Below are 19,244 nucleotides of genomic sequence, written 5' to 3' on the forward strand. Positions count from 1 at the left end.
CCCCTGGATGCCGGCACTCCCGCGATGCCCCCCGCCGCGAAGCAGGGTGACGCGTCCGTGGCCGCTAGCGCCACGAAGCCCGCGCCGAAGCCGATGACGCCCGAGGTGAAGACGCTCGTGGACCAGATGCAGGCCTTCTACGAGAAGACGGGCGACTTCAAGGCGGGCTTCAAGCAGGACTACAAGTACAAGGCCTTCCGCCGCACGCAGACGTCCACCGGCACGGTGACCTACAAGAAGCCGGGCCTGATGCGCTGGGAGTACGAGAACCCGTCCAAGCGGACGTTCGTGCTCGCGGGCAACAAGGTGTACATGCACGACCCGGAAGCGCAGACGCTGTCGGTGGCGGCGATGGACACCAGCAAGCTGTCCGCGTCGGTGACGTTCCTCTTCGGCCAGGGGAAGCTGGCGGACGAGTTCGCCATCTCCAAGGGCGAGTGCAAGGACTGCAAGGGCACGCTGCTGGTGCTGGATCCGCTCAAGGACGAGCCGCGCTTCCGCCAGGTGCGCCTGGAGGTGGACCCCGCGACGGCGCAGGTGCTCAAGAGCACGGTGGTGGATCCGGACGGCAGCGAGAACACCATCGCCTTCCTGAACCTGAAGACGAACGTGGGCATCGCGGCGGACAGCTTCAAGCTGAACCCGCCCGAGGGCACCCGCGTGGACGACTTCACCAAGAAGGCGCAGTAGGGACGGCCCGCTCTCCATGCGCGGCGTGCTGCTGGCGGGATGCGTGTTGCTGGGCGCGGGGTGCCACTCCGCCGCGCCCGCGGGCCCTTCACGTCCCACGAGCTTCGTGGGCCAGACGCTGCCCCTCCTGTCGTCGCCCGCGCTGCGGCTGACGGTGGCGGGGCGGTTGGGGAGCCGGGCCGTGCCGGTGGTGCTGGACGTGACGCGGCCGCTGTCGCTCGTGTCCACCAGCTGCTTCGACGGCGAGCCGCCCTCGCCCGCCGGCACCGCGCGCGTGCCGGAGCCCTCGGGAGGCCATCGCTCCTGGCCGGAGGTGCCGGCCCCGCCGCTGACGGTGGGCCCGGTTGCGCCGCCCCTGCGCACGTTGCTGCTCTCCGGTGAGACGGGCTGCTCGGTGACGCTGGGTCAGGACGTGCTGGCCCCGTACGCCCTCACGGTGGATCCGCTGCGCCGCGAGGTGACCTTCACCGCGTCGCGTCCCCGGGAGGCCTACGACGCGGAGCTGCGCTCGACGGACGCGGTGCGCGAGGCGCAGGTGGTGGAGCTGAGCCGCGAGCCGTTGGGGGACTGGCCGCTCCTGGCCGTGCAGGTGACGCAGAACGGGGCGAGCATCACCGGCCCCTTCGTGCTGGGCACGCGCGAGCCCTTCTCCCGCCTGGCGGTGGACCCCGCGCTGGCGCAGGGGCTCCAGCCGCTGGAGACGGCCGCGGGCCTGCCGCCGCGCACCTTCGCGGTGGACGCGGTGGAGGTGGCCGAAGGCCTGGGCGTGAAGCCGCTGGTGATGGAGGCCGCGGGGCGCTGGCCGTCACAGAGCAGCCTGGGCCGCCTGGGGCCAGACGTGTGGGGCCGCTTCACCGCCACCGTGGACGCGCAGGGTGGGGCGCTGATGCTGCGCAGGCCCCACGTGCGGACGCCCGAGGGCGGAGGCCGGCAGCAGTGCGCGGGCGAGGGCGGCGCGTTCAGCGAAGAGGCCTGCTACGGCGTCTTCGTGCGCGCGGAGCCCGACGGCGCGGTGGCCCTCTCCGGCGAGGTGTTCCGGGACGTGCCGGAGGGCGTGCGCCTGTACGTGGAGCCCCGGGGCGCGGACGGCCAGCGCCTGGAGACGGGCTGTCAGGTGGGCCTGAGCTTCCCCACCACCACGCGAGGGGCGAACACGCAGCACCGGCTGCCGTGGGCGTCCCTGGCGAAGACCCTGCCTGCGTGCCACGCCGCGCTCCAGGGCGCTCGGAGCTACGCCGTGTCGCTGGTGGAAGAGGGGCGGCAGCCGGAGTGCCCCACCACCTGCGCCTTCGTCACGGAGACCGCGTCGCGGCGCACCGTCTGCGAGTGCCAGCCGACGCCCCTGGGCGAGGGCGTGGCAGTGCCGACGAAGGGCTCCGGGCCGCAGCCGCCGCCCGTCGAGGAGCGCGAGCTGGAGCCCGAGGATCCGAAGTAGCGCCCTCGTACAGCTCCGGCCCGACGCCCGAGCCCGTCGAGGAGCGCGAGCCGGAGCCCCAGGACCCGAAGCAGGATCCATGAACGGCTCGGGCCCGCGAGCGCCGCCGGTCGGGGTGCGTGCATCGGAGCAGGGGGCGTCCGCCCAGGGCGTTAGCCGCTTCCCGACGTGCGGATGCCCAGGAACGGCTCGGGCCCGGGAGCGCCGCCCAGCGAGGTGCGCGCACCGGCGGGAGCGCTGGCCGGTCGCCGGCGCACCAGCTCCCATCAACGGCTCGGGCCCGCGACCGCCTCTGTGCGAGAGGACGGGGCGGGCCCGGGGCACGGCTTGATTCGGCGCGGACTACTCCGGCCGCGGCTCGGGCGGACGCACCATCGCCTTCAGCGGGATGGGCGCGGGATGGGCCTCCCGCGGGGTGTGCTCGCGCTGCTTCGGATCCGGACGCTCCACCACGCGGGCGATGAGGTCGTAGTCGTGCGCCTCCGTCACCTCCACGGTGACGAACTCGCCCGGATACGCCAGGCCGTCGTTGATGTAGACCTGCCCGTCGATTTCGGGCGCCTGGCCCTCGTGGCGGCCCACCAGCAGGTGCTCGGACTCCTCGCTGGGGCCCTCCACCAGCACGGTGAGCTTCTGGCCCACGAGCTTCTTGTTCTGCTCGCGGTTGATGCGCTTCTGGATGGCCATCACCTCGCGCCAGCGGCGCTCGATGGTCTTCGCCGGGACCTTGTTCGGCAGGTCGAACGCGGCGGTGCCCTCCTCATCCGAGTACTGGAACACGCCCAGGCGCTGGAAGCGCTGCTCCTTCACGAACTCCTTGAGCAGCTCGAAGTCCTCCTCCGTCTCACCCGGCAGGCCGACGATGAGCGAGGTGCGCATCACCAGGTTCGGCACGCGCTCGCGCAGCTTGCCCAGCAGCTTCTTGAGGAACTCCGAGTTGCGGCCGCGCTTCATGGACAGGAGCAGCTTGTCGCTGGCGTGCTGCACCGGCATGTCCAGGTACTTGGCGATCTTCGGCTCGGTGGCGATGACGTCGATGAGCTCGTCCGGGAACACGCGCGGATAGGCGTAGTGCAGGCGGATCCACTTCACGTCCACCTTCACCAGTTCCTTGAGCAGCTCGTGGAGCTTCGGCTTGCCGGGCAGGTCATGTCCGTACGCCGTCAGGTCCTGCGCGACGAGGTTCAGCTCCTGCACGCCGCTGTCCGCGAGCTTGGTCGCTTCCGCGATGATGTCCGCCACCGGGCGCGAGCGCTGGCCACCGCGCAGCGTGGGGATGATGCAGAACGCGCAGGCGTTGTCGCACCCTTCCGAAATCTTCAGGTACGCCGTGTACTTCGGCATCGAGTTGATGCGCGGCGTCTCCGCGTTGTGGATGTAGTCCGGATCCGGAATCACCTGGCGCGGGGTGGCCTCCGCCGCCAGCAGGTCGCCAATCTGGGCGTACGCGCTGGTGCCCAGGAAGTGGTCCACCTCCGGCATCTCCTGCGACAGCTCCTGGCCGTAGCGCTGGGACAGGCAGCCCGTGACGACGAGCGTCTTGCACGAGCCCGTCTTCTTCAGCTCCGCCATCTCCAGGATGGAGTCCACCGACTCCTGCTTGGCCGGCCCGATGAAGGCACACGTGTTGACCACGATGACCTGGGCTTCGGAGGGCTCCTGCACGAGCGAATAGCCGCGGGTGCGCAGCGTGCCCAGCATCACCTCGGAGTCCACCCGGTTCTTCGGGCAGCCGAGGGTCATCATGTACAGACTCTTGGTCTCTTCCACGCGCGTCTACCGCTTTCCCAGTTGCGTCCGCTCGAAGTGGTCCGCACTCCAAACGAAGTTGATGATGGCGCCGTTCGAGTAACCGATGTTCAGCGCCCCCTCTTCTTCCATCTCCACCGAGGTGGCGCGACCCAGCGCACAGGTGGCGGCCGGCCAGTCGAGCACCCGTTGGGCTGTCTTCCCCGACACCACATAGAGCCCCATCCGGAGCTCGTCGTCGGAGTCGCATTGACCCTCGACGGCATAGGGATTCTTCCCGGTGAGCACGGTAACGACCGGCCGTCCGTCCGGCAGGCTCAAAGCATCCGGCAGGTTCACGCCCATCTTGGAGGCGTCCACGGCGGTGGGGGCTACGAGCGCGCGCAGCGAGGCGGGGGCGAGGGGGCTCTCACCCTGAGCCCAGTCCGGGTAGCTGAGCATGCCCCAGCCCAGCCAGCCGGTGGGCGCCGCCTCCAGGGCGGTGACGCTTGCGGGGGGCTTGAGCTTGAGGTTCTTGCGCGCCTCGTCCGGCAGGCGCAGCGCCTCGCCGTCCGCCATCGTGCCGCCCTTGCAGTTGGACACCGGCACCGGCTTCGCGCCCACCTGGTCCTGGTCCTCGTAGGTGATGCAGAGCTCCATGACGAGCGGGTCCACCGCGGGGAAGCGGGGCAGGGCGCGCACGGGCACCATGGCCACCACCGACAGCGTGTCGCCCTGACGGTGCACCGCGGCGTTCACCAGGCTTTGCGCGAACTGCGGCGTGCCGCTGTCGGCGCCGGAGGTGCGCTGGCCGTCGAAGGCGAAGCGGTAGGTGTAGCCCGTGGCGGTGGGGCCCGCGTCCGGGAAGAAGAGCGTGAGGGTGACGACGTCGCCCGCGAGCAGCTGGTTGTCCGTGGCCTCCACGCCCACGAAGAGCGTGTCCTTGCGCCAGCCCACCCGGGCGGAGAAGTTCGACGTGGCGCCCTCGGTGGACAGCGGCTTGAGGACCAGCGGCGAGCCGAAGTCCTTGAGCCCCTTCTCCGGCCGGGGCGCCTTCTTGAGCACGGGCACCGGCTTGCTGGGCCGCGGCGCCGCGTCCTGCGCGAGCGCGGCGGTGGCGAGGAGCAGGCAGAGGGGCAGGGGGGCCAGACGGGCGGCGTGCATGGCGGAGGGGCTCTAGTCGCGGAAGTTGGTGAACTGCATGTCCAGGCTCAGCCGGTCCTGCTCCTTGCGGAACAGCGCCATGGCCTCCTGCAGGTCGTCCCGGTTCTTGCCCGTGACGCGGAGCTGATCCGCCTGGATGGAGCCCTGCACCTTGATCTTCGACTCCTTGAGGACCTTGATGAGTTCCTTGGACTTCTCCACCGGGATGCCCTGCTGGAGCTTGATGGGCTGCTTGACGTTGGACAGGCCCGTCTTCTCGATGTCGCCGAACTCCAGCACGCGCAGGCTGATGCCGCGCTTGGCCAGCTTGCCGAGCAGGACCTCCTTGGCGGCCTGGAGCTTCTCCTCGCTGTTGGTCTTCAGCGTGAGCGCGGAATGGTCCGGGGCGATGTCGATTTCGGCCTTCACGCCCTGGAAGTCGTAGCGGGTGCTGAGCTCCTTGCGGGTCTGATTGACCGCGTTGTCGAGCTCAGCCAGATCGATTTTGGAGATGACGTCGAAGGAGGGCATGGGGGGGACCTTTTCGCGCCCTTACCATACCTACACCCGGACGACCAAGGGCACCACCAGGGTCCGCCGGGAGGTGTGCTGCTTGAAGGCCCGCTTCACCGCCTTCACCAGCTCCTCGCGCACCAGGGCGTCGTCCCCGCGAAGCTGGGGGTTGAGCTCCTCGAAGAAGGCCCGCGCCTCCTGGGCCACCCGGGACAGCACGCCCTGCTCGTCCGGGCTGAGGCCCTGTCCGGACAGCTGGGGCCCCCCTACCAGCGCCTGGGTGTCGCGCCTCAGCACCACCGCCGCGGCCACCACACCCGTCTCCGCCAGCCGGTTGCGCTCCACCAGCGTCTCCGGCGTCACCACCCCGTCCCCGGAGCGCTCCATCATGACGCGCCCCGTGGGTACGCTGCCAGTGAAGCGGCCTCGCCCTTCCTCGAACGTCACCACATCCCCGTCGTGCGCCAGCAGCAGGCCCTCCGGCGCCATGCCGGCCTCGCGCGCGGTGGTCAGGTGTCGGTGCAGGTGCCGGACTTCCCCATGCACGGGGACGAAGTTGCGGGGACGCACCAGCTCCAGCACCCGGCGCTGCTGGGGGCGGCTGGCGTGGCCGGAGACGTGCACGCCGGGCTCCACCTGGGCGTAGACGATGCGGGCGCCGCGCCAGTGCAGCTGGTCGAGCAGCGCGCCCACGGAGCGCTCGTTGCCGGGGATGGGGCGGGCGCTGACGATGACGGTGTCGCCGGGCTCCAGGCGCACGGGCCCATCGCCATTCGCCAGCTGGGTGAGGCCCGCGCGCGGTTCGCCCTGCGCGCCGGTGGTGAGCACGGCCACGCGGTGGGGCGCGAGCTTCGGCACGCTGTCCAGGTGCACGAAGAGCGAGTCGGGCACGTCCAGGTAGCCCATCTCCCGCGCCAGCTCCACGTTGCGCACCATGCTGCGGCCCTGGAGCGCGACGAGCCGGCCGGTGCGCTCGCACAGCTCCAGGAGGTGCCGGACGCGGTGGAGGTTGGAGGAGAACTGGGCCACGACGATGCGGCCCTTCGTCTCGTGGAAGAGGCGCTCGAAGGTGGTCTGCACCACGCGCTCGCTGCCGGTCTCGTCCACGTGCTCGGAGTTGGTGGAGTCCGACAGCAGGCACAGCACGCCTTCGTCGCCCGCCTCGCCCCAGCGCTCCAGGTCCGTCTTGAGCCCGTCGATGGGGTCCGGGTCCAGCTTGAAGTCGCCGGTATGGATGACGGTGCCTTCGGGCGAGCGGACGATGAAGCCCACCGCGTCCGGCACGGTGTGCGTCACGCGCGTGGCCTCCACCTTGAAGACGTCGCCCACGGGGAAGGGCGTGCGCGGCTCGATTTCGCGCAGGTCCGCCTTCACGCCCAGCTCCTCCAGGCGGTTGCGCGCGAGCGCGAGCGTGAAGCGCGTGCCGTAGATGGGGACGGGGATGTCGCCCAGCAGGTAGGGGAGCGCGCCGATGTGGTCTTCATGGCCGTGCGTGAGGAGCACGCCCTTGAGCTGGGCCGCGTTGCGCTTCAGGTGCGTGAAGTCCGGGACGATGATGTCCACGCCGGGCATTCCCGACGTGGGGAACATCAGGCCGGCGTCGATGAGCAGCATCTCCCCACGACAGGCGAGCACCATGGCGTTGAGGCCGATTTCGCCGAGGCCGCCCAGAGGTATGACGTGGAGCATGTGCCCGGAAGTCTAAGGGCACGGCCCCTCCTGTGCGTGGGAATCCGCACACCCCGCCACCACCAGCCACCGCCCGCCTGCTTGACGGAATCCAACTAAAGGCTTAGTTGTATTGGAACTAAGGCTTTAGTTCGAAGCCGGGGAGGCCATGCCCGTGACGAAGCCGCCGTCCGCCGAGGAGTCCAAGCCGCTCACGCCGGTGGAGCTGGAGCTGATGCAGCTCGTGTGGAGGCTGGGGGAGGTGAGCGTGGCGGACGTGCTCGCGGCGCTGCCGCCGGAGCGCAAGCTGGCCTACACGTCGGTGTCCACGGTGCTGCGCATCCTGGAGCAGAAGGGCGTGGTGCACAGCCGCAAGGAGGGGCGGGGGCACCTGTACTCGGCACGGCTGTCGCGCGAGGCCTACGAGGCCCAGAGCGTGCGGCACCTGGTGGCGACGGTGTTCGACGGGACACCGTCGTCGCTGGTGGCGCGGCTGGTGGAGGCGGTGCCGCTGTCGGCGGAGGAGGTGGAGCAGATCCGCAAGCTGCTGGGCAAGAAGGGAGGCCGGGGATGAGCGCCTTCGTCCGGGACATGCTGGCCGCGTACCTCACGGCGGCGGCGCTGGTGGCGGTGGGCTTCGGGCTCTTGCGCGCGGCGCTGGCGTTGGGGATGGAGCAGCGGCTGGACGCGCGGCAGACCCTGCGCGTGGGGCGGGTGACGCTGGGGCTGGCGGTGGTGTTGCCGTTCGTGGGGCTCGCGGCGCGGGAGTGGATGCCGTCGGCGCCGCTCTTCACGTTCGAGCGTTCGCTGGTGCGCTACGCCGCGCCGCTGACGCCCGTCGAAGCACGGCCCGTGCGCGGCGGCGTGCGGGAGGCGCCGTCGTCGGGCACGGGGCTGCCGTGGGCAGCGCCTGGCTTGGGGCTGCTGGGCGTGGGGGCGTTGGGGTTCCTGGCGTGGGAGCTGCGGCGGTACGCGCGCTTGCGGCGGAAGTTGGAGGCGCTGCCCGTGCTTCGCCGCGTGGGCCGGGTGCGGGTGGTGTTGGGCGACGCGGCGGAGGGCGCGTTCTCCGTGTGGTTCCCCGGTGGCGGCGCGTGGGCGGTGGTGCCGTCTGGCGTGCTGGAGGACGCGGAGGCGCTCCGGCTCACGGTGCGGCACGAGCTGCAACACCACCGGCAGCGGGACACGGTGCTCGCGTATGCGCGGCTCGGGTTCGACAGCGCCTTCTTCTGGAATCCGTTCGCTCGGGCGTTCTCGCGGTGGCTGGCGGAGCGTCAGGAGTTCGCCTGTGACGAAGCGCTCGTCACCGTGAAGCGTGTGCCCGTGGAGTCGTATGCGCGGTGCCTGTTGCAGGCGTCGCTGCGTGTCCCTGTTGCCTTCTCTCTTCCCGCCGGCGTCACCGGCATGTCCCACCCCACTGTCAGGAGGATCCGCATGTTGTTCCAACCCCGTCCCCGTAGCTCCGTGCGCACCCTGGGTCTGTCGTTGTCGCTGGCGTTGGTTCTTGCTCCCCTGGCGCTGTGGGCCCAGGGAGCGGTGAAGGGGCGCGCGGTGTCGCTGACGGAGGCGCGCGCGCTGGCCGACGCGGGTCGCAAGGACGGAGACCTGCCCGTGGTGGTGGATGCCGCGGTGGTGGAGCAGCTCAACAAGTTCGTCACCACGCCGAAGGGGCGCGACTTCATGCGCATGGCGCTGGCGAACCTCAAGACGCACCGCGAGGCGATGACGGCCACGCTGCGCTCGCGCTCCCTGCCGGAGGAACTGCTCGCGGTGGCGATGGTGGAGTCGGCGGTGCGCAACCTGCCGGAGACGTCCCGCGAGACGTCGATAGCGCCGGGACTGCGGGGCGCGGGCGTGTGGATGTTCATTCCGGAGACGGCGCGCCGCTACGGCTTGAAGGTGGAGGCGGGGCGTGATGAGCGGCTGGACGTGGCGCGCGAGACGGAGGCCGCCGCGGCCCTCTTCCAGGCGCTGTATGCGCGCTATGGGGACTGGCGGCTGGCGCTCGCGGCCTACAACCAGGGCGAGGGCGTGGTGGACCGCGTCATCGCGGAGACGGGCGTGCGCGACGTGAGCGAGCTGGTGCGCACCGGCAAGCTCAATGGCTACACCGCCACGGTGCAGGCCGGCGTGCTGCTGCTGCGCAACCCGCACCTGCTCGACTGACCGCGTGTGTCCACCGCCCGGGGAATGTTCCCTGGGGGCCGGGGTTCGGATGCGCGCCACCCCGCTTTCGCGCGAGGATGGCACGCTCGGTGCCAGGGGTGGGAAACGCCATGAAGATCGTCGCGCTCGTTCGTCCGGCAGGTGAAGTCCCGGAAGCAGCCCAGGTGCTCGCCGCCGCGGCGGGCATGGCCCCGGCGGAGGCCCGGATGCGGTTGGCGCCGGAGCCTCCCGCCCTGCTGGCGCGCCTGGCTCCCGATGCGGCGGATGCCCTGGTGAAGACCCTCCAGGACGCAGGGCTCGCGGCGCTCACCATCGACGAGTCGGAGACCGCGGAGCGCGTCACGGCACGCACCGTGACGTTCGGCTCCGCGCAGGCGACGTTCACGCCTCGCGCCGGTGCTCCGCTCACGATGGCCTGGGAGGACGTGACGGTCATCCTCCGGGGCGCGTCGTCCCTGCGCACGCAGAGCGAGCACACGGAGAAGACGACGCAGGTGGCGCTGGGAGCGGCGTTGATCACCGGCGGCCTGAAGATGACCAAGACGACGGAGAAGAGCGTGCGCGGCTCGGCGGAGGAGACGTCGCAGCTCCTCTTCGTCTTCGACCGCGACGGCCGGGGCGCCGTGCTGCCGGAGGTGGGCTTCGACTTCTCGTGCCTGGGGCCCGCGATGCAGCCGTCGCGCACCGCGAACATGGTGACCCTGGCGCGCCTGGTGCGCGAGCGTGCGCCGGGCGCCTTCTACGACGAGCGGCTCTTGCGGCTGGGACGCCGGCCCCTGCCCTTCGTGCTGGGCGGAGCGGTGCAGGTGGTCAGCGGCACCACGTCCCACTCACGCATCAACACCGCGCAGGGCCTGGACGTGCTCGCGGAGGCCATGCGTCTGGGCGTGGCTCGGGGCTATCTGCCCTGAGCCTTCATGCCGCGCGGCGATGGGCTGCCTGGCCCTGTCTGCTCAGGGCAGCGGGGGGGAGGACTCCGGGGGCGCCCGGGAGATCCACGCGGCGATGAACACGTCCAGCTCCCCGCGCATCACGTCCTTCACGCGAGGCGTCCCGGCGCCCGTGCGCGGATCCTCCACGCGTGCGCCACGGCCCAGGAAGTAGCGGCGGGCCTCGTCGGTGCTGGCGCCCTGGCCGGCGACGACGCGCGCGGCGATGCCCTTGAGCTCGTCCAGCTCCCCGGCGCCAATGAGCGTGAGCACGCGGCCGGTGGCCTCGTCCTTCGCGGTGACTTCGTTGCGCACGCGCTGGAGGTACTCGCCCTCGCGGCTCTTCACCGGCCGGCCCTCCAGCACCAGCAGCTCCCGCTCCAGGTCCTCCAGCGGCCCGCCCCGGTGCACGCGCACGTACGCGCGCTGGCGCTTCTCGTCCTCCAGGCGGCGGTGCAGTCCCGTCTCGCCCGCGAGGAAGCCGTACGCGCCCGGCCCGGCGATGCGCACCACCACGCGCGCGGGGGCGTCCGCCTCCGCGACGGCGGTGGCCTCGTAGCCCCGGCGCTGCGCCCAGCCCAGGTACATGGTGGCCAGCTCCTGCACCCACACGTTCTGGAGCTCCGACGTGTCGCTGGCGCAGATGTCCACCAGCGCCTCGTTGTCCAGCGGCGTGGCCCCGGAGGCCCGCAGCGCCTCCGCCATCTGGACCTCGCGCGCGACCTCCTCCACCTGCTTCGCGGCGGAGCCGAGCTGCATCTCGTTCTTCGCCTCGCGCACCAGCCGCCGCCCGAAGAGGCACGCGGCCTCCAGGCGGTCCAGTTCGCCCAGCTGCGCCTCCACCGTGCGGAAAGCGCGGATGACGTCCGCCGCGTGCAGCGGGTCGTCCCACAAGTTGGGCGCCTGCGTCTCCGCGAGCAGCGCCGCGCGGCGCACCTCCAGCTCCGGCCGCCCCGTGGACGCGGCGAGCGCACGGGCGCGGCCCACCAGCCGGTCCATTTCAATCAGCAGCGACTTTCGGTCCAGCCGCCGCTTCACCGCCGCGGCCTTCGGCGTGGGCAGCAGCAGCTGCGCCGTCACCTCGCGGGGAGGCGGCACGGGCTCCGCGACCGCGACCACGCGGCCTCCAGGACGGGCCTCCACGCGCACGGGCGTGCCCGGCGGCAGCGGCCTGCGGGCAATCTCCACCGCGAGCGCAGCGGTGAGCGTCTTCTCGATTTCGCGCTGCAGGTAGCGCGCGCCGAACTGCGGCGAATAGCCGCGCTCCACCAGCCGGTCCACCACCTCCGGTGTCACTTCCACGTCCAGGGCTCGGGCGCGGATGCCCTCGCGCTCCAGCACGCGGCCCACCTCGCGCTGGGCAATCTTGCGGATGTCCACGCGCGACAGCGGACGGAAGTGGCAGATGGCGTCGAAGCGGTTGAGGAACTCCGGACGGAAGGCCTCCGCGATGCGGCGGTCCACCTCCGACACCTGCTCCTCCGCGCGCTTGTGCGCGGCGAAGCCCAGGCCCGCCTCGCGGTACACCTCCGAGCCCACGTTGGACGTGGCCACGATGAGCGTGTTGTTGCACGACACCGCTTCGCCCGCGCCGTTGACGAAGGTGCCCTCGTCGAAGAGCTGGAGGAAGCGGTCGTGCACGCTGCGCGCGGCCTTCTCGAACTCGTCCAGCAGCAGCACGGTGAACACCTTGCCGTCGAGCAGCGCGGACAGCTCTCCGCGCCGCGTCTCCAGCGCGGGCGCCCACGACGCGCCGAAGGGGACGCTCTCGTCGCCGTCGTTGGGGTAGTCCGCCATGTTGAGGCGCACCAGCCTGTCGGAGGAGCCGAAGAGGTACTCCGCCAGCAGCTTCGCCAGCTGCGTCTTGCCCACGCCCGTGGGCCCGGCGAAGAGGAACACGCCCAGCGGGCGGCGCGGGTCGTTGAGCCCCGCCTTGAGCAGCGCCACCGAGCGCAGCACCGCGGCCACCGCGTCCGTCTGGCCGAGCAGCCGCTCCCCGAAGAAGCGCTCCGTCTCCTCCAGGTCCAGCGGCATCGCGTCGTCCACGACGAAGCGGGGCAGGCGCGTGGCGGCGCAGAAGCGGGTGAGCACGTCCTCCGGCCCCACGTGGTCGCGCGCCACGCCCGCGGCCTCCGCCGCCGTCTCCTTGAGCAGTTCGATGGCCTTGCGCGGCATGTGCTGCGCCAGGAGGAACTTCGCGGACAGGCGCAGCGCCAGGTCGCACGCGGCCGGGTCGATGGGCAGCCGCAGCTCGCGCTCCAGCTCCTCCGCCACGCGGCCGACGATCCAGCGCGCCTTGTCCAGCGGCGGCTCCTGGAGGGGCAGCAGGTGGAGCCGCTCGGCCAGGGCCTCGTCGGCGCGCAGCAGCTCCTGCACGCGCTTGGGTTCGGTCTCGAAGATGAAGCGCAGGCCGCCGGTGCGCAGCGCGCGCACGGCCACCGGGGCCAGGGGGCCGCCCAGGGCCACCGGCAGGTCGCGGATGTAGACGATGGGGCAGGGGTGGCGGCCCAGGTGGATGAGCAGCTCCTCGAAGGACTCCGCGGCCTGGCGCTGGGTGCTGCGCGCCAGGATGTTCGCGACGGACACCTCCACGAGCCGCGCCTGCGCCAGCTCTCCGTCCACGCGCCCTTCGGCGATGCGGCGGGCCACCTCCTGCACGAGCGCGCTCTTGCCCACGCCGGGCTCGCCCGCCAGCAGCGGGTGCTTGCCTCCGCGCGCCAGCAGCCCCAGCACCTCCGTCACGGCGGTGTCCACGCCGTGGGCGGCTGGCAGCTTGCCCTCGCGCGCCATCGCGGTGAGGTCGCGGTCGATGAGCCGCTCCTGGTCTTCGTTCTTCCTCGTCGCCATGGTGTGGTCCGGAACGCCCCCTCGACGTGCGGCACTCTAACCGTTGCGGCGCGGAAGCGAAGTCCCGGCCCATCCGCGTGGGCCGGGACCTTACGCTTCCAGCTCCGTGTGCCAGTAGGCCACGTCCCTCAGGAACTTGCGCCAGGACAGGGGCAGGCCCTTCTCCACGAGGAACGACACGACCAGGGCGTCCGGCAGCCGCTTCGGCTTCGCGGGCACGGTGCGCAGCGTCATGCGCGCCTGGGCCGGGGTGCGGTTGCCCTTCTTCTGGTTGCAGGGCACGCAGGCGATGACGATGTTCTCCCAGCTCGTGCGGCCGCCCTGCGCGCGCGGCAGCACGTGATCATACGTCGCCTCCGGACGGGTCACCTTGCGGCCGCAGTACTGGCAGCGGCACTGGTCACGCTGGTAGACGTTCTCGCGGCTGAAGCGCACGCCGCGCGGGCCCTTCCACAGGGCGCGCACGAAGCGGATGACGGACGGCATGCGCAGCTCCACCGTCACGGAGCGGATGACGCGGTCCTCGTACTCCTCGACGACCTCCACCTTGCCCTGCACGAGCAGCATGACGGCGCGTTGCCACGGGATGCGTGCGACAGGTTCGTAGGACTGGCTCAGCACCAGCGTTTCCATGACACGGGGCCTTTCGGAACAGGCCGCCAGGGAGTCGAACCCTGCTCGTCCGGATTTGGAGTTCGGACTGCACCCGGTGCGCGGCCTCTGTGGTTGAGGGAGTGGGGACGCTGGGAGTCGAACCCAGCGGGCTTTCAAGGGCTCCGGCTCTACAGGCCGACGCGTCTCCGTAACGCTCTACGTCCCCGGAAGGTGAGCGGGAGCCCGGACGCGAAGAAGGCCGGGTTCCCTTGTCGGGAGCCCGGCCTCCAGGGCCATGCCGCGTCAGGGACGGGGCGTGGCGCCTTCAGGAGCCGGGCGAGGCGAGGCGATAGGACGCGAAGTCCCGCCAGCGGCACTTGGAAGGAGCGGTCACCGGGCTGGGACGCGAGGACGCGGCGATGCCGTGACCGGAAGGGTTCTGGTGCTTGAGGTTCATCGGGGCCTGCTTCGTCGCCTGGCGCATCGGGACCGCTCCTTTCACTCCCAGCGACGGCGGCGGAAATTCAGTCCTGACAAGCAAGCAGGCGCGACGTTGGGACTCCGCGCATGAAAGCCATCCGCTACGACCAGGAGGACGTCGCGGCGAGCGTGCGCGCGCTGACGCAGGGGCGCGGCGTGGAGCGCGCGCTGGACTCGGTGGGCGCGAGCACGTGGAAGGCCAGCCTGGACGCGCTGGCGCCCTTCGGCCACCGGGTGGTGGGCGCGGACCGAGGCCGTTCGAATGGACACCCCTCGCCCGCCTATACTTCTCCTCCGCGATGTCTCAAGACGACTTCCAGCGCACCCCTTGCAACTGCCTGGCGCTGCGGCAGGCCAGCCGCCACGTCACGCAGTTCTATGATCAGGTGCTTGCCCCCAGCGGCCTCCGGACGACGCAGTACTCCATCCTCCACTTCGTCCAGACGCGGGGCCCGCTGACCGTGAACGCGCTGGCGGAGCAGCTCGTCATGGACCCGTCCACGCTCACCCACAACCTCCGGCCGCTCTTGAAGGACGGCTTCGTGGTGCTGGAGATCGGGCGCACCGACCGGCGCCAGCGCGCCGTCGCCATCACCGCGGAAGGGCAGGCCGTCTACCGCAAGGCCCGGCCCCTCTGGCTCCGTGCCCAGGCCGACTTCGAGCGCGCGGTGGGCGACACCCAGGCCTCCGCGTTGCGCGACCTGCTGGCCGCCGTCGCGCGAGCCTCGCTGGGCGGAGCCGAAGCCGCGACGGAAGTCCCTGCCGCTCCCAGGGCCCCCTCCCGTCGCCGCCGCTGAGCGCTCAGGCCCTCAGGGTTTGGGGGCCGTGGCGGTGGCGGGCTTCAGGTAGCGGTCGAGGAACTCCAGGGTGCGCCGGTCCACCTCCGCCTCGTTCTTCTTCTTCTTGAAGCCGTGGCCCTCGTCGGGGAGCAGCAGGTACTCCACCGGGACGCCGTTCTTCTTCACCGCCGCGACCATGTCGTCCGACTCCGCCTGGAGGACGCGCGGGTCGTTGGCGCCCTGGACCACGAACAGCGGCTTCTTGATCTTGTCCGCGTGGAAGAGGGGGGAGATCTCCTTGAGCATCGCCTCCTGCTTCTCCGGGTCGCCTATCTCCTGCATCATGGCCTGACGGAAGGCGCCCCACTCGGGCGGCATGCTCTTGAGCGTGCGCAGCCAGTTGGACACGCCGAAGACGTCCACGCCCACGTCGAAGGCGTCCGGGTGGAAGGCGAGCGCCGCCAGCACCATGTAGCCGCCGTAGCTGCCGCCGAGGATGGCCACGCGCGAGCCGTCCACGTACGGCAGGCTGGCCAGGTACTTGCGCGCCTCCACGCAGTCGCGGAGCGGATCCTTGCCGTGCTTCTGGTCGTCCGCCTTGAAGAACGCCTTGCCGTAGCCCGCGCTGCCCCGGTTGTTGATGCCCAGCACCACGTAGCCGTGGTTCACCAGGTACTGGATGAAGTTGTTGTAGCCCCGGGTCGTCTCTCCGCCCGGGCCGCCGTGCACGTAGACGATGGCAGGCGCCTTGTTCTGGGCCGTGGCCTGGTGCGGCTTGTAGAGCAGGTTGGGAATCTCCATCCCGTCGAAGGACTTGAAGCGCACCACCTGCGCGTCCACCAGGTCCTCGGAGTCGAGCTCGCGGCTCATCGTGTCCGTCACGCGCGTGGCCTTCTTCGTGGCCAGGTCCTGGACGTAGAGGTTCGCGGAGGAGCGGTCCGTCTCCAGCACGGCCGCCAGCTGCTTCTCGTCACGGGAGAAGATGACTTCGGAGATCATCCCCGCGGGCAGCTGCGTCAGCGGAACCTGCGTCCCGGCCTTCACGTCGTGCAGGCGCACCTCGATGCCGGCGTTCACGTTGATGAGGGAGACGCGGTACGCCCCCGAGCGCGAGAACTCGGTGGCGATGATGTCCCAGTCCGCCTTCTCCACGTCCTCCCACTTGCCGGCCTCCTTCGCCGGGCGCACCACGCGGGAGAACTCCGAGCCGTCGTCCGTGATGAGGTACAGCTCCCCGGTGACGGGATGGATGTCCCCCACGCGGTAGCTGACCGTGCCCGTGTGGGGCGTGAGGTTCTTCAGCGTCTTCGTCGCGACGTCGTAGCGCCACACGTTGCCGTCCGACGTGGTGACCGCCTCCTCCAGCGCCACCCAGCTCTCGTCCGGAGCCACGCCCGCGACGCCGAACCCCTTGTCGTTCTGGGCCAGGAGCGTGCGCGCGTACGTCTTCGCGTCATGGCGGTACACGTCCATGGCGCCCGGGTCGCGCTCGTTGGTGGTGATGTAGAAGGCGCGGTCGTCCTGGCTGAACCCCAGGAAGTGGGCGACGCCCTTCTTCATGGGCGTGAGGTCCTTCTCCTTGCCGTCCGGCGTGCGCACGTAGACGTGCGTCTGCTCGTCGCCGCCCTTGTCGCGCTCGAAGAGGAAGCGGTTGTCGTTCGGGAAGGCCCCCACCACGCGGATGCTGTCCGTCTTGGAGCGCGTCAGCGCCGTGGGCTTGCCCCCGCCCACCGGCACGCTGTGCACGTTGATGATGCCGGAGGCGTTCGACGAGAAGAGCAACTGCTTGCCGTCCGACGTGAAGACCGGGCCCATCACGTCCGTGGACCCCATGAACTGCTCCACCGAGTACTGCTTCGACGGCCGCGCCGCCTGGGCGCCCGGGGCCGCCTTCACGGCCGGAGCCGGCTTCGGGGCGGGAGGAGCGGCGGGCGGAGCGGCCCCCAGCAGCGGCAGGAGCAACGTTGGGGCAAGGACTCGGGACAGGGACTTCCAGACGTGCATGGGGCCTCCGGAATCGGCGGACAGGGGGACTCTGGGCCAGCCCCCGCCGGGTTCAACAGGGGGGTGGCGACAAACCTGACATAAGGCTGTCACGGCCAGAGGCGACATTGATTGCGTTCCCACAACGCGGCACCGGAGAAATCGCCATGACCCAGACCGACACCCAGCTGAAGCCCCCTGCCCAGCGCGGCCTGTACACCTACGCGGGCGGCTGCCTGTGTGGCGCCGTGCGTTACGAGGCCACCGTGGACCTGGCGGGCGTGAGCCGCTGCAACTGCACCATCTGCATGAAGTACGGCTATGGCGGCGGCGCGGGGATGAAGCCGGACGCCTTCCGCCTCCTGAAGGGCCAGGAGGTCCTCAAGAAGTACGGGCGCGACGGCAGCCCCAACACCCGCAGCTTCTGCTCGAACTGCGGCGTCGTGTGCTTCGGTGACGGCGACGTCCCGGAGCTGGGCGGGAAGTTCGTCTCCATCTACGTCAACACGCTGGATGACGTGGACCCGTCGCTGCTCACCTTCGGGTACTGGGACGGCCGGCACGACAACTGGGCGGCCGGGATGCGCCCCACGCCGTGGCCCTTCCAGGCCACGGCCTGAGGCCTACACACTTCCCGCCGCGGCCCGGCCCGCGGCGCGGCCGGAGAAGATGCAGCCGCCCAGGAACGTGCCTTCCAGGGCGCGGTAGCCGTGGACGCCACCGCCTCCGAAGCCGGCCACCTCGCCCGCCGCATAGAGCCCCGGGATGGTCTGTCCCCGGGCATTGAAGACGCGGCCATGGAGGTCGGTCTCGAAGCCGCCCAGCGTCTTGCGCGTGAGGATGTTCAGCTTCACGCCGATGAGGGGCCCTGCCTTGGGGTCCAGGATGCGGTGGAGCTTCGCGGTGCGCACCAGCTTGTCACCCCGGTAGTTGCGCGCCTGCCGGATGGCGGCCAGCTGCAGGTCCTTGCTGAAGGGGTTGTCCAGCTGCATGTCGCGCGCCTTCACCTCGCGCTCCACCGTGGCGAAGTCCAGCAGCGGGGTTTCCGTCTTCGCGTTCATCCCGGCGACCAGGTCGCGCAGGTTGTCGGAGACGACGAAGTCCTCGCCCTTCTCCTTGAAGGCCTCCACCGGGCCCATGGCCTTCTTGCCCACGGCGCGGTTGAGCACGCCCAGCCAGTCCTTGCCGGTGAGGTCCGGGTTCTGCTCCGAGCCGGAGAGCGCGAACTCCTTCTTGATGATCCACTGGTTGAGGATGAACCAGGTATGCTCGTGGCCCGTCTTCGCGATGTGCTCCAGCGTGCCCAGCGTGTCGAAGCCGGGGAACAGCGGCGGCGGCAGGCGCTTGCCGGTGGCGTCCAGCCACAGCGAGCTGGGGCCCGGCAGGATGCGGATGCCGTGGCGGGGCCAGATGGGGTTCCAGTTCCGCAGGCCTTCCGTGTAGTGCCACATGCGGTCGCGGTTGATGAGGCGGCCGCCCACCGCTTCCGTGATGGCGATCATCCGGCCATCCACGTGGTCGGGGACGCCTTGAATCATGAACTTCGGCGCGGGGCCCATGCGCTGGGGCCATGCCTTGCGCACGAGCTCGTGGTTGCCGCCGATGCCGCCGGACGTGACGATGACCGCGCTCGCGCGCAATTCGAAGTCGCCCACCGTCACGCGAGAGCTGCTGGCGCCGCGCGGAACCTCCGTGGGCTCCAGCCGCATGCCGCGCACGCCCACCACCGCGCCGTTCTGCGTGAGCAGCTCATCCACGCGGTGGCGGAAGTGGAAGGTGAGCTTGCCCGCCGCTTCGGCCGCCTTGGCCCGGCGCACGAAGGGCTCCAGCACGCCGGGGCCGGTGCCCCAGGTGACGTGGAAGCGGGGGACGGAGTTGCCGTGGCCCACGGCGCCGTAGCCGCCGCGCTCCGCCCAGCCCACGACGGGGAACCAGCTCATGCCCTGCTGGACGAGCCAGGGGCGCATCTCGCCCGCGGCGAAGGCGACGAAGGCCTCCGCCCACTGGCGCGGCCAGTGGTCCTCCTCGCGGTCGAAGCCCGCGGTGCCCATCCAGTCCTCCAGCGCCAGCGCGTGGGAGTCCTTGATGCCCATGCGCCGCTGCTCGGGCGAGTCCACGAGGAACAGGCCGCCGAACGACCAGAACGCCTGGCCGCCCAGGTTCTGCGGACCCTCCTGGTCCACCACGGCGACGCGCTTGCCCGCGTCCGCGAGCTCCGTCGCGGCGACGAGTCCGGCGAGCCCTCCGCCGACGACGATGACATCCACTTCCTGTCCCATGCCGTGCCTCCCG

At 70.9% G+C, this 19,244-nt stretch carries 16 protein-coding genes and 1 tRNA gene; 7 read left to right on the forward strand and 10 right to left on the reverse strand.

The genetic code is table 11. The annotated features are described in order from the left end of the window. Positions 1–3: 3 nt before the first annotated feature. Both lolA and D7W79_RS06450 read left to right on the forward strand, forming a co-directional pair. Entirely contained in the window at positions 4–690 is a 687-nt protein-coding gene (gene lolA / locus D7W79_RS06445) for an outer membrane lipoprotein periplasmic chaperone LolA (RefSeq protein WP_439099179.1), read from the forward strand. A 16-nt stretch (positions 691–706) separates the two neighbouring features. Then, on the forward strand, positions 707–2,125 hold the full coding sequence (locus D7W79_RS06450) for a hypothetical protein (RefSeq protein ID WP_120524452.1): 1,419 nt from the start codon (positions 707–709) through the stop codon (positions 2,123–2,125). Positions 2,126–2,467: 342 nt separating this feature from the next. On the opposite strand, the gene rimO is transcribed toward D7W79_RS06450, so the two are convergent. The 4 genes from rimO to D7W79_RS06470 are packed head-to-tail and all read right to left on the reverse strand — an operon-like array spanning position 2,468 to position 7,198. Next, a complete protein-coding gene (gene rimO, locus D7W79_RS06455; RefSeq protein WP_216622762.1) occupies positions 2,468–3,868 on the reverse strand; it encodes a 30S ribosomal protein S12 methylthiotransferase RimO in 1,401 nt (466 codons plus the stop codon). 33 nt (positions 3,869–3,901) lie between these two features. Beyond that, positions 3,902–5,017 (reverse strand): hypothetical protein, encoded by a 1,116-nt coding sequence (locus D7W79_RS06460; RefSeq protein WP_120524454.1) that lies wholly within the window; start codon positions 5,015–5,017, stop codon positions 3,902–3,904. A gap of 12 nt (positions 5,018–5,029) precedes the next feature. Further along, positions 5,030–5,527, reverse strand: coding sequence for a YajQ family cyclic di-GMP-binding protein (locus D7W79_RS06465; protein ID WP_120524455.1), 498 nt, complete (start codon positions 5,525–5,527; stop codon positions 5,030–5,032). Between the two features lie 30 nt (positions 5,528–5,557). Then, the gene (locus D7W79_RS06470; RefSeq protein ID WP_120524456.1) at positions 5,558–7,198 is read right to left on the reverse strand and encodes a ribonuclease J; all 1,641 of its coding nucleotides are present in this window, start codon (positions 7,196–7,198) and stop codon (positions 5,558–5,560) included. 148 nt (positions 7,199–7,346) lie between these two features. On the opposite strand from D7W79_RS06470, the gene D7W79_RS06475 reads away from it, so the two are divergent. The 3 genes from D7W79_RS06475 to D7W79_RS06485 all read left to right on the forward strand — a co-directional run bounded on the left by D7W79_RS06475 (position 7,347) and on the right by D7W79_RS06485 (position 10,251). Beyond that, positions 7,347–7,751, forward strand: coding sequence for a BlaI/MecI/CopY family transcriptional regulator (locus tag D7W79_RS06475; RefSeq protein ID WP_216627148.1), 405 nt, complete (start codon positions 7,347–7,349; stop codon positions 7,749–7,751). Then, complete coding sequence (locus D7W79_RS06480) at positions 7,748–9,340, forward strand: M56 and MltD domain-containing protein (protein ID WP_120524457.1); 1,593 nt, start codon at positions 7,748–7,750, stop codon at positions 9,338–9,340. Before D7W79_RS06475 ends, D7W79_RS06480 begins: the two co-directional genes overlap by 4 nt. Before the next feature lie 110 nt (positions 9,341–9,450). Continuing rightward, positions 9,451–10,251 carry a hypothetical protein gene (locus tag D7W79_RS06485; protein WP_120524458.1) on the forward strand — a complete coding sequence of 267 codons (801 nt, stop codon included), beginning with the start codon at positions 9,451–9,453 and terminating at the stop codon, positions 10,249–10,251. 42 nt (positions 10,252–10,293) lie between these two features. Here the strand turns inward: D7W79_RS06485 and D7W79_RS06490 are convergent, their stop codons facing one another. From D7W79_RS06490 to D7W79_RS43540, 4 genes are all read right to left on the reverse strand, one after another. After that, positions 10,294–13,116, reverse strand: a complete 2,823-nt coding sequence (locus tag D7W79_RS06490) for an AAA family ATPase (protein ID WP_120524459.1) — start codon at positions 13,114–13,116, stop codon at positions 10,294–10,296. Positions 13,117–13,206: 90 nt separating this feature from the next. Next, the gene (locus D7W79_RS06495) at positions 13,207–13,749 is read right to left on the reverse strand and encodes an HNH endonuclease (protein ID WP_120524460.1); all 543 of its coding nucleotides are present in this window, start codon (positions 13,747–13,749) and stop codon (positions 13,207–13,209) included. Between the two features lie 102 nt (positions 13,750–13,851). Further along, a tRNA-Tyr gene (locus D7W79_RS06500) sits at positions 13,852–13,936 on the reverse strand. Between the two features lie 99 nt (positions 13,937–14,035). Continuing rightward, positions 14,036–14,194, reverse strand: a complete 159-nt coding sequence (locus D7W79_RS43540) for a hypothetical protein (protein WP_158616898.1) — start codon at positions 14,192–14,194, stop codon at positions 14,036–14,038. A 295-nt stretch (positions 14,195–14,489) separates the two neighbouring features. Here D7W79_RS43540 and D7W79_RS06510 point away from each other — a divergent pair, with 295 nt between their 5' ends. After that, on the forward strand, positions 14,490–14,987 hold the full coding sequence (locus tag D7W79_RS06510; RefSeq protein ID WP_120524461.1) for a MarR family winged helix-turn-helix transcriptional regulator: 498 nt from the start codon (positions 14,490–14,492) through the stop codon (positions 14,985–14,987). A gap of 12 nt (positions 14,988–14,999) precedes the next feature. Here D7W79_RS06510 and D7W79_RS06515 read toward each other — a convergent pair whose 3' ends face one another. After that, a complete protein-coding gene (locus tag D7W79_RS06515) occupies positions 15,000–16,973 on the reverse strand; it encodes a S9 family peptidase (RefSeq protein WP_120524462.1) in 1,974 nt (657 codons plus the stop codon). Positions 16,974–17,119: 146 nt separating this feature from the next. Here D7W79_RS06515 and D7W79_RS06520 point away from each other — a divergent pair, with 146 nt between their 5' ends. After that, positions 17,120–17,572, forward strand: coding sequence for a GFA family protein (locus tag D7W79_RS06520; RefSeq protein ID WP_120524463.1), 453 nt, complete (start codon positions 17,120–17,122; stop codon positions 17,570–17,572). Between the two features lie 3 nt (positions 17,573–17,575). Here the strand turns inward: D7W79_RS06520 and D7W79_RS06525 are convergent, their stop codons facing one another. Further along, positions 17,576–19,231: an FAD-binding dehydrogenase gene (locus tag D7W79_RS06525; RefSeq protein ID WP_120524464.1), complete on the reverse strand. Its 1,656-nt coding sequence runs from the start codon at positions 19,229–19,231 to the stop codon at positions 17,576–17,578. Positions 19,232–19,244 lie beyond the last annotated feature (13 nt).

Source organism: Corallococcus exercitus, from assembly GCF_003611585.1.
GTDB classification, from domain to species: Bacteria; Myxococcota; Myxococcia; order Myxococcales; family Myxococcaceae; genus Corallococcus; species Corallococcus exercitus.

Coding starts and splice junctions, on each gene's coding strand:
- rimO (WP_216622762.1), bottom strand. CDS start 3,868: ATGACCCTCGGCTGCCCGAAGAACCGGGTGGACTCCGAGGTGATGCTG.
- D7W79_RS43540 (WP_158616898.1), bottom strand. CDS start 14,194: ATGCGCCAGGCGACGAAGCAGGCCCCGATGAACCTCAAGCACCAGAAC.
- D7W79_RS06490 (WP_120524459.1), bottom strand. CDS start 13,116: ATGGCGACGAGGAAGAACGAAGACCAGGAGCGGCTCATCGACCGCGAC.
- D7W79_RS06485 (WP_120524458.1), top strand. CDS start 9,451: ATGAAGATCGTCGCGCTCGTTCGTCCGGCAGGTGAAGTCCCGGAAGCA.
- D7W79_RS06465 (WP_120524455.1), bottom strand. CDS start 5,527: ATGCCCTCCTTCGACGTCATCTCCAAAATCGATCTGGCTGAGCTCGAC.
- D7W79_RS06480 (WP_120524457.1), top strand. CDS start 7,748: ATGAGCGCCTTCGTCCGGGACATGCTGGCCGCGTACCTCACGGCGGCG.
- D7W79_RS06475 (WP_216627148.1), top strand. CDS start 7,347: ATGCCCGTGACGAAGCCGCCGTCCGCCGAGGAGTCCAAGCCGCTCACG.
- D7W79_RS06460 (WP_120524454.1), bottom strand. CDS start 5,017: ATGCACGCCGCCCGTCTGGCCCCCCTGCCCCTCTGCCTGCTCCTCGCC.
- D7W79_RS06510 (WP_120524461.1), top strand. CDS start 14,490: ATGTCTCAAGACGACTTCCAGCGCACCCCTTGCAACTGCCTGGCGCTG.
- D7W79_RS06520 (WP_120524463.1), top strand. CDS start 17,120: ATGACCCAGACCGACACCCAGCTGAAGCCCCCTGCCCAGCGCGGCCTG.
- D7W79_RS06525 (WP_120524464.1), bottom strand. CDS start 19,231: ATGGGACAGGAAGTGGATGTCATCGTCGTCGGCGGAGGGCTCGCCGGA.
- D7W79_RS06515 (WP_120524462.1), bottom strand. CDS start 16,973: ATGCACGTCTGGAAGTCCCTGTCCCGAGTCCTTGCCCCAACGTTGCTC.
- D7W79_RS06450 (WP_120524452.1), top strand. CDS start 707: ATGCGCGGCGTGCTGCTGGCGGGATGCGTGTTGCTGGGCGCGGGGTGC.
- D7W79_RS06470 (WP_120524456.1), bottom strand. CDS start 7,198: ATGCTCCACGTCATACCTCTGGGCGGCCTCGGCGAAATCGGCCTCAAC.
- D7W79_RS06495 (WP_120524460.1), bottom strand. CDS start 13,749: ATGGAAACGCTGGTGCTGAGCCAGTCCTACGAACCTGTCGCACGCATC.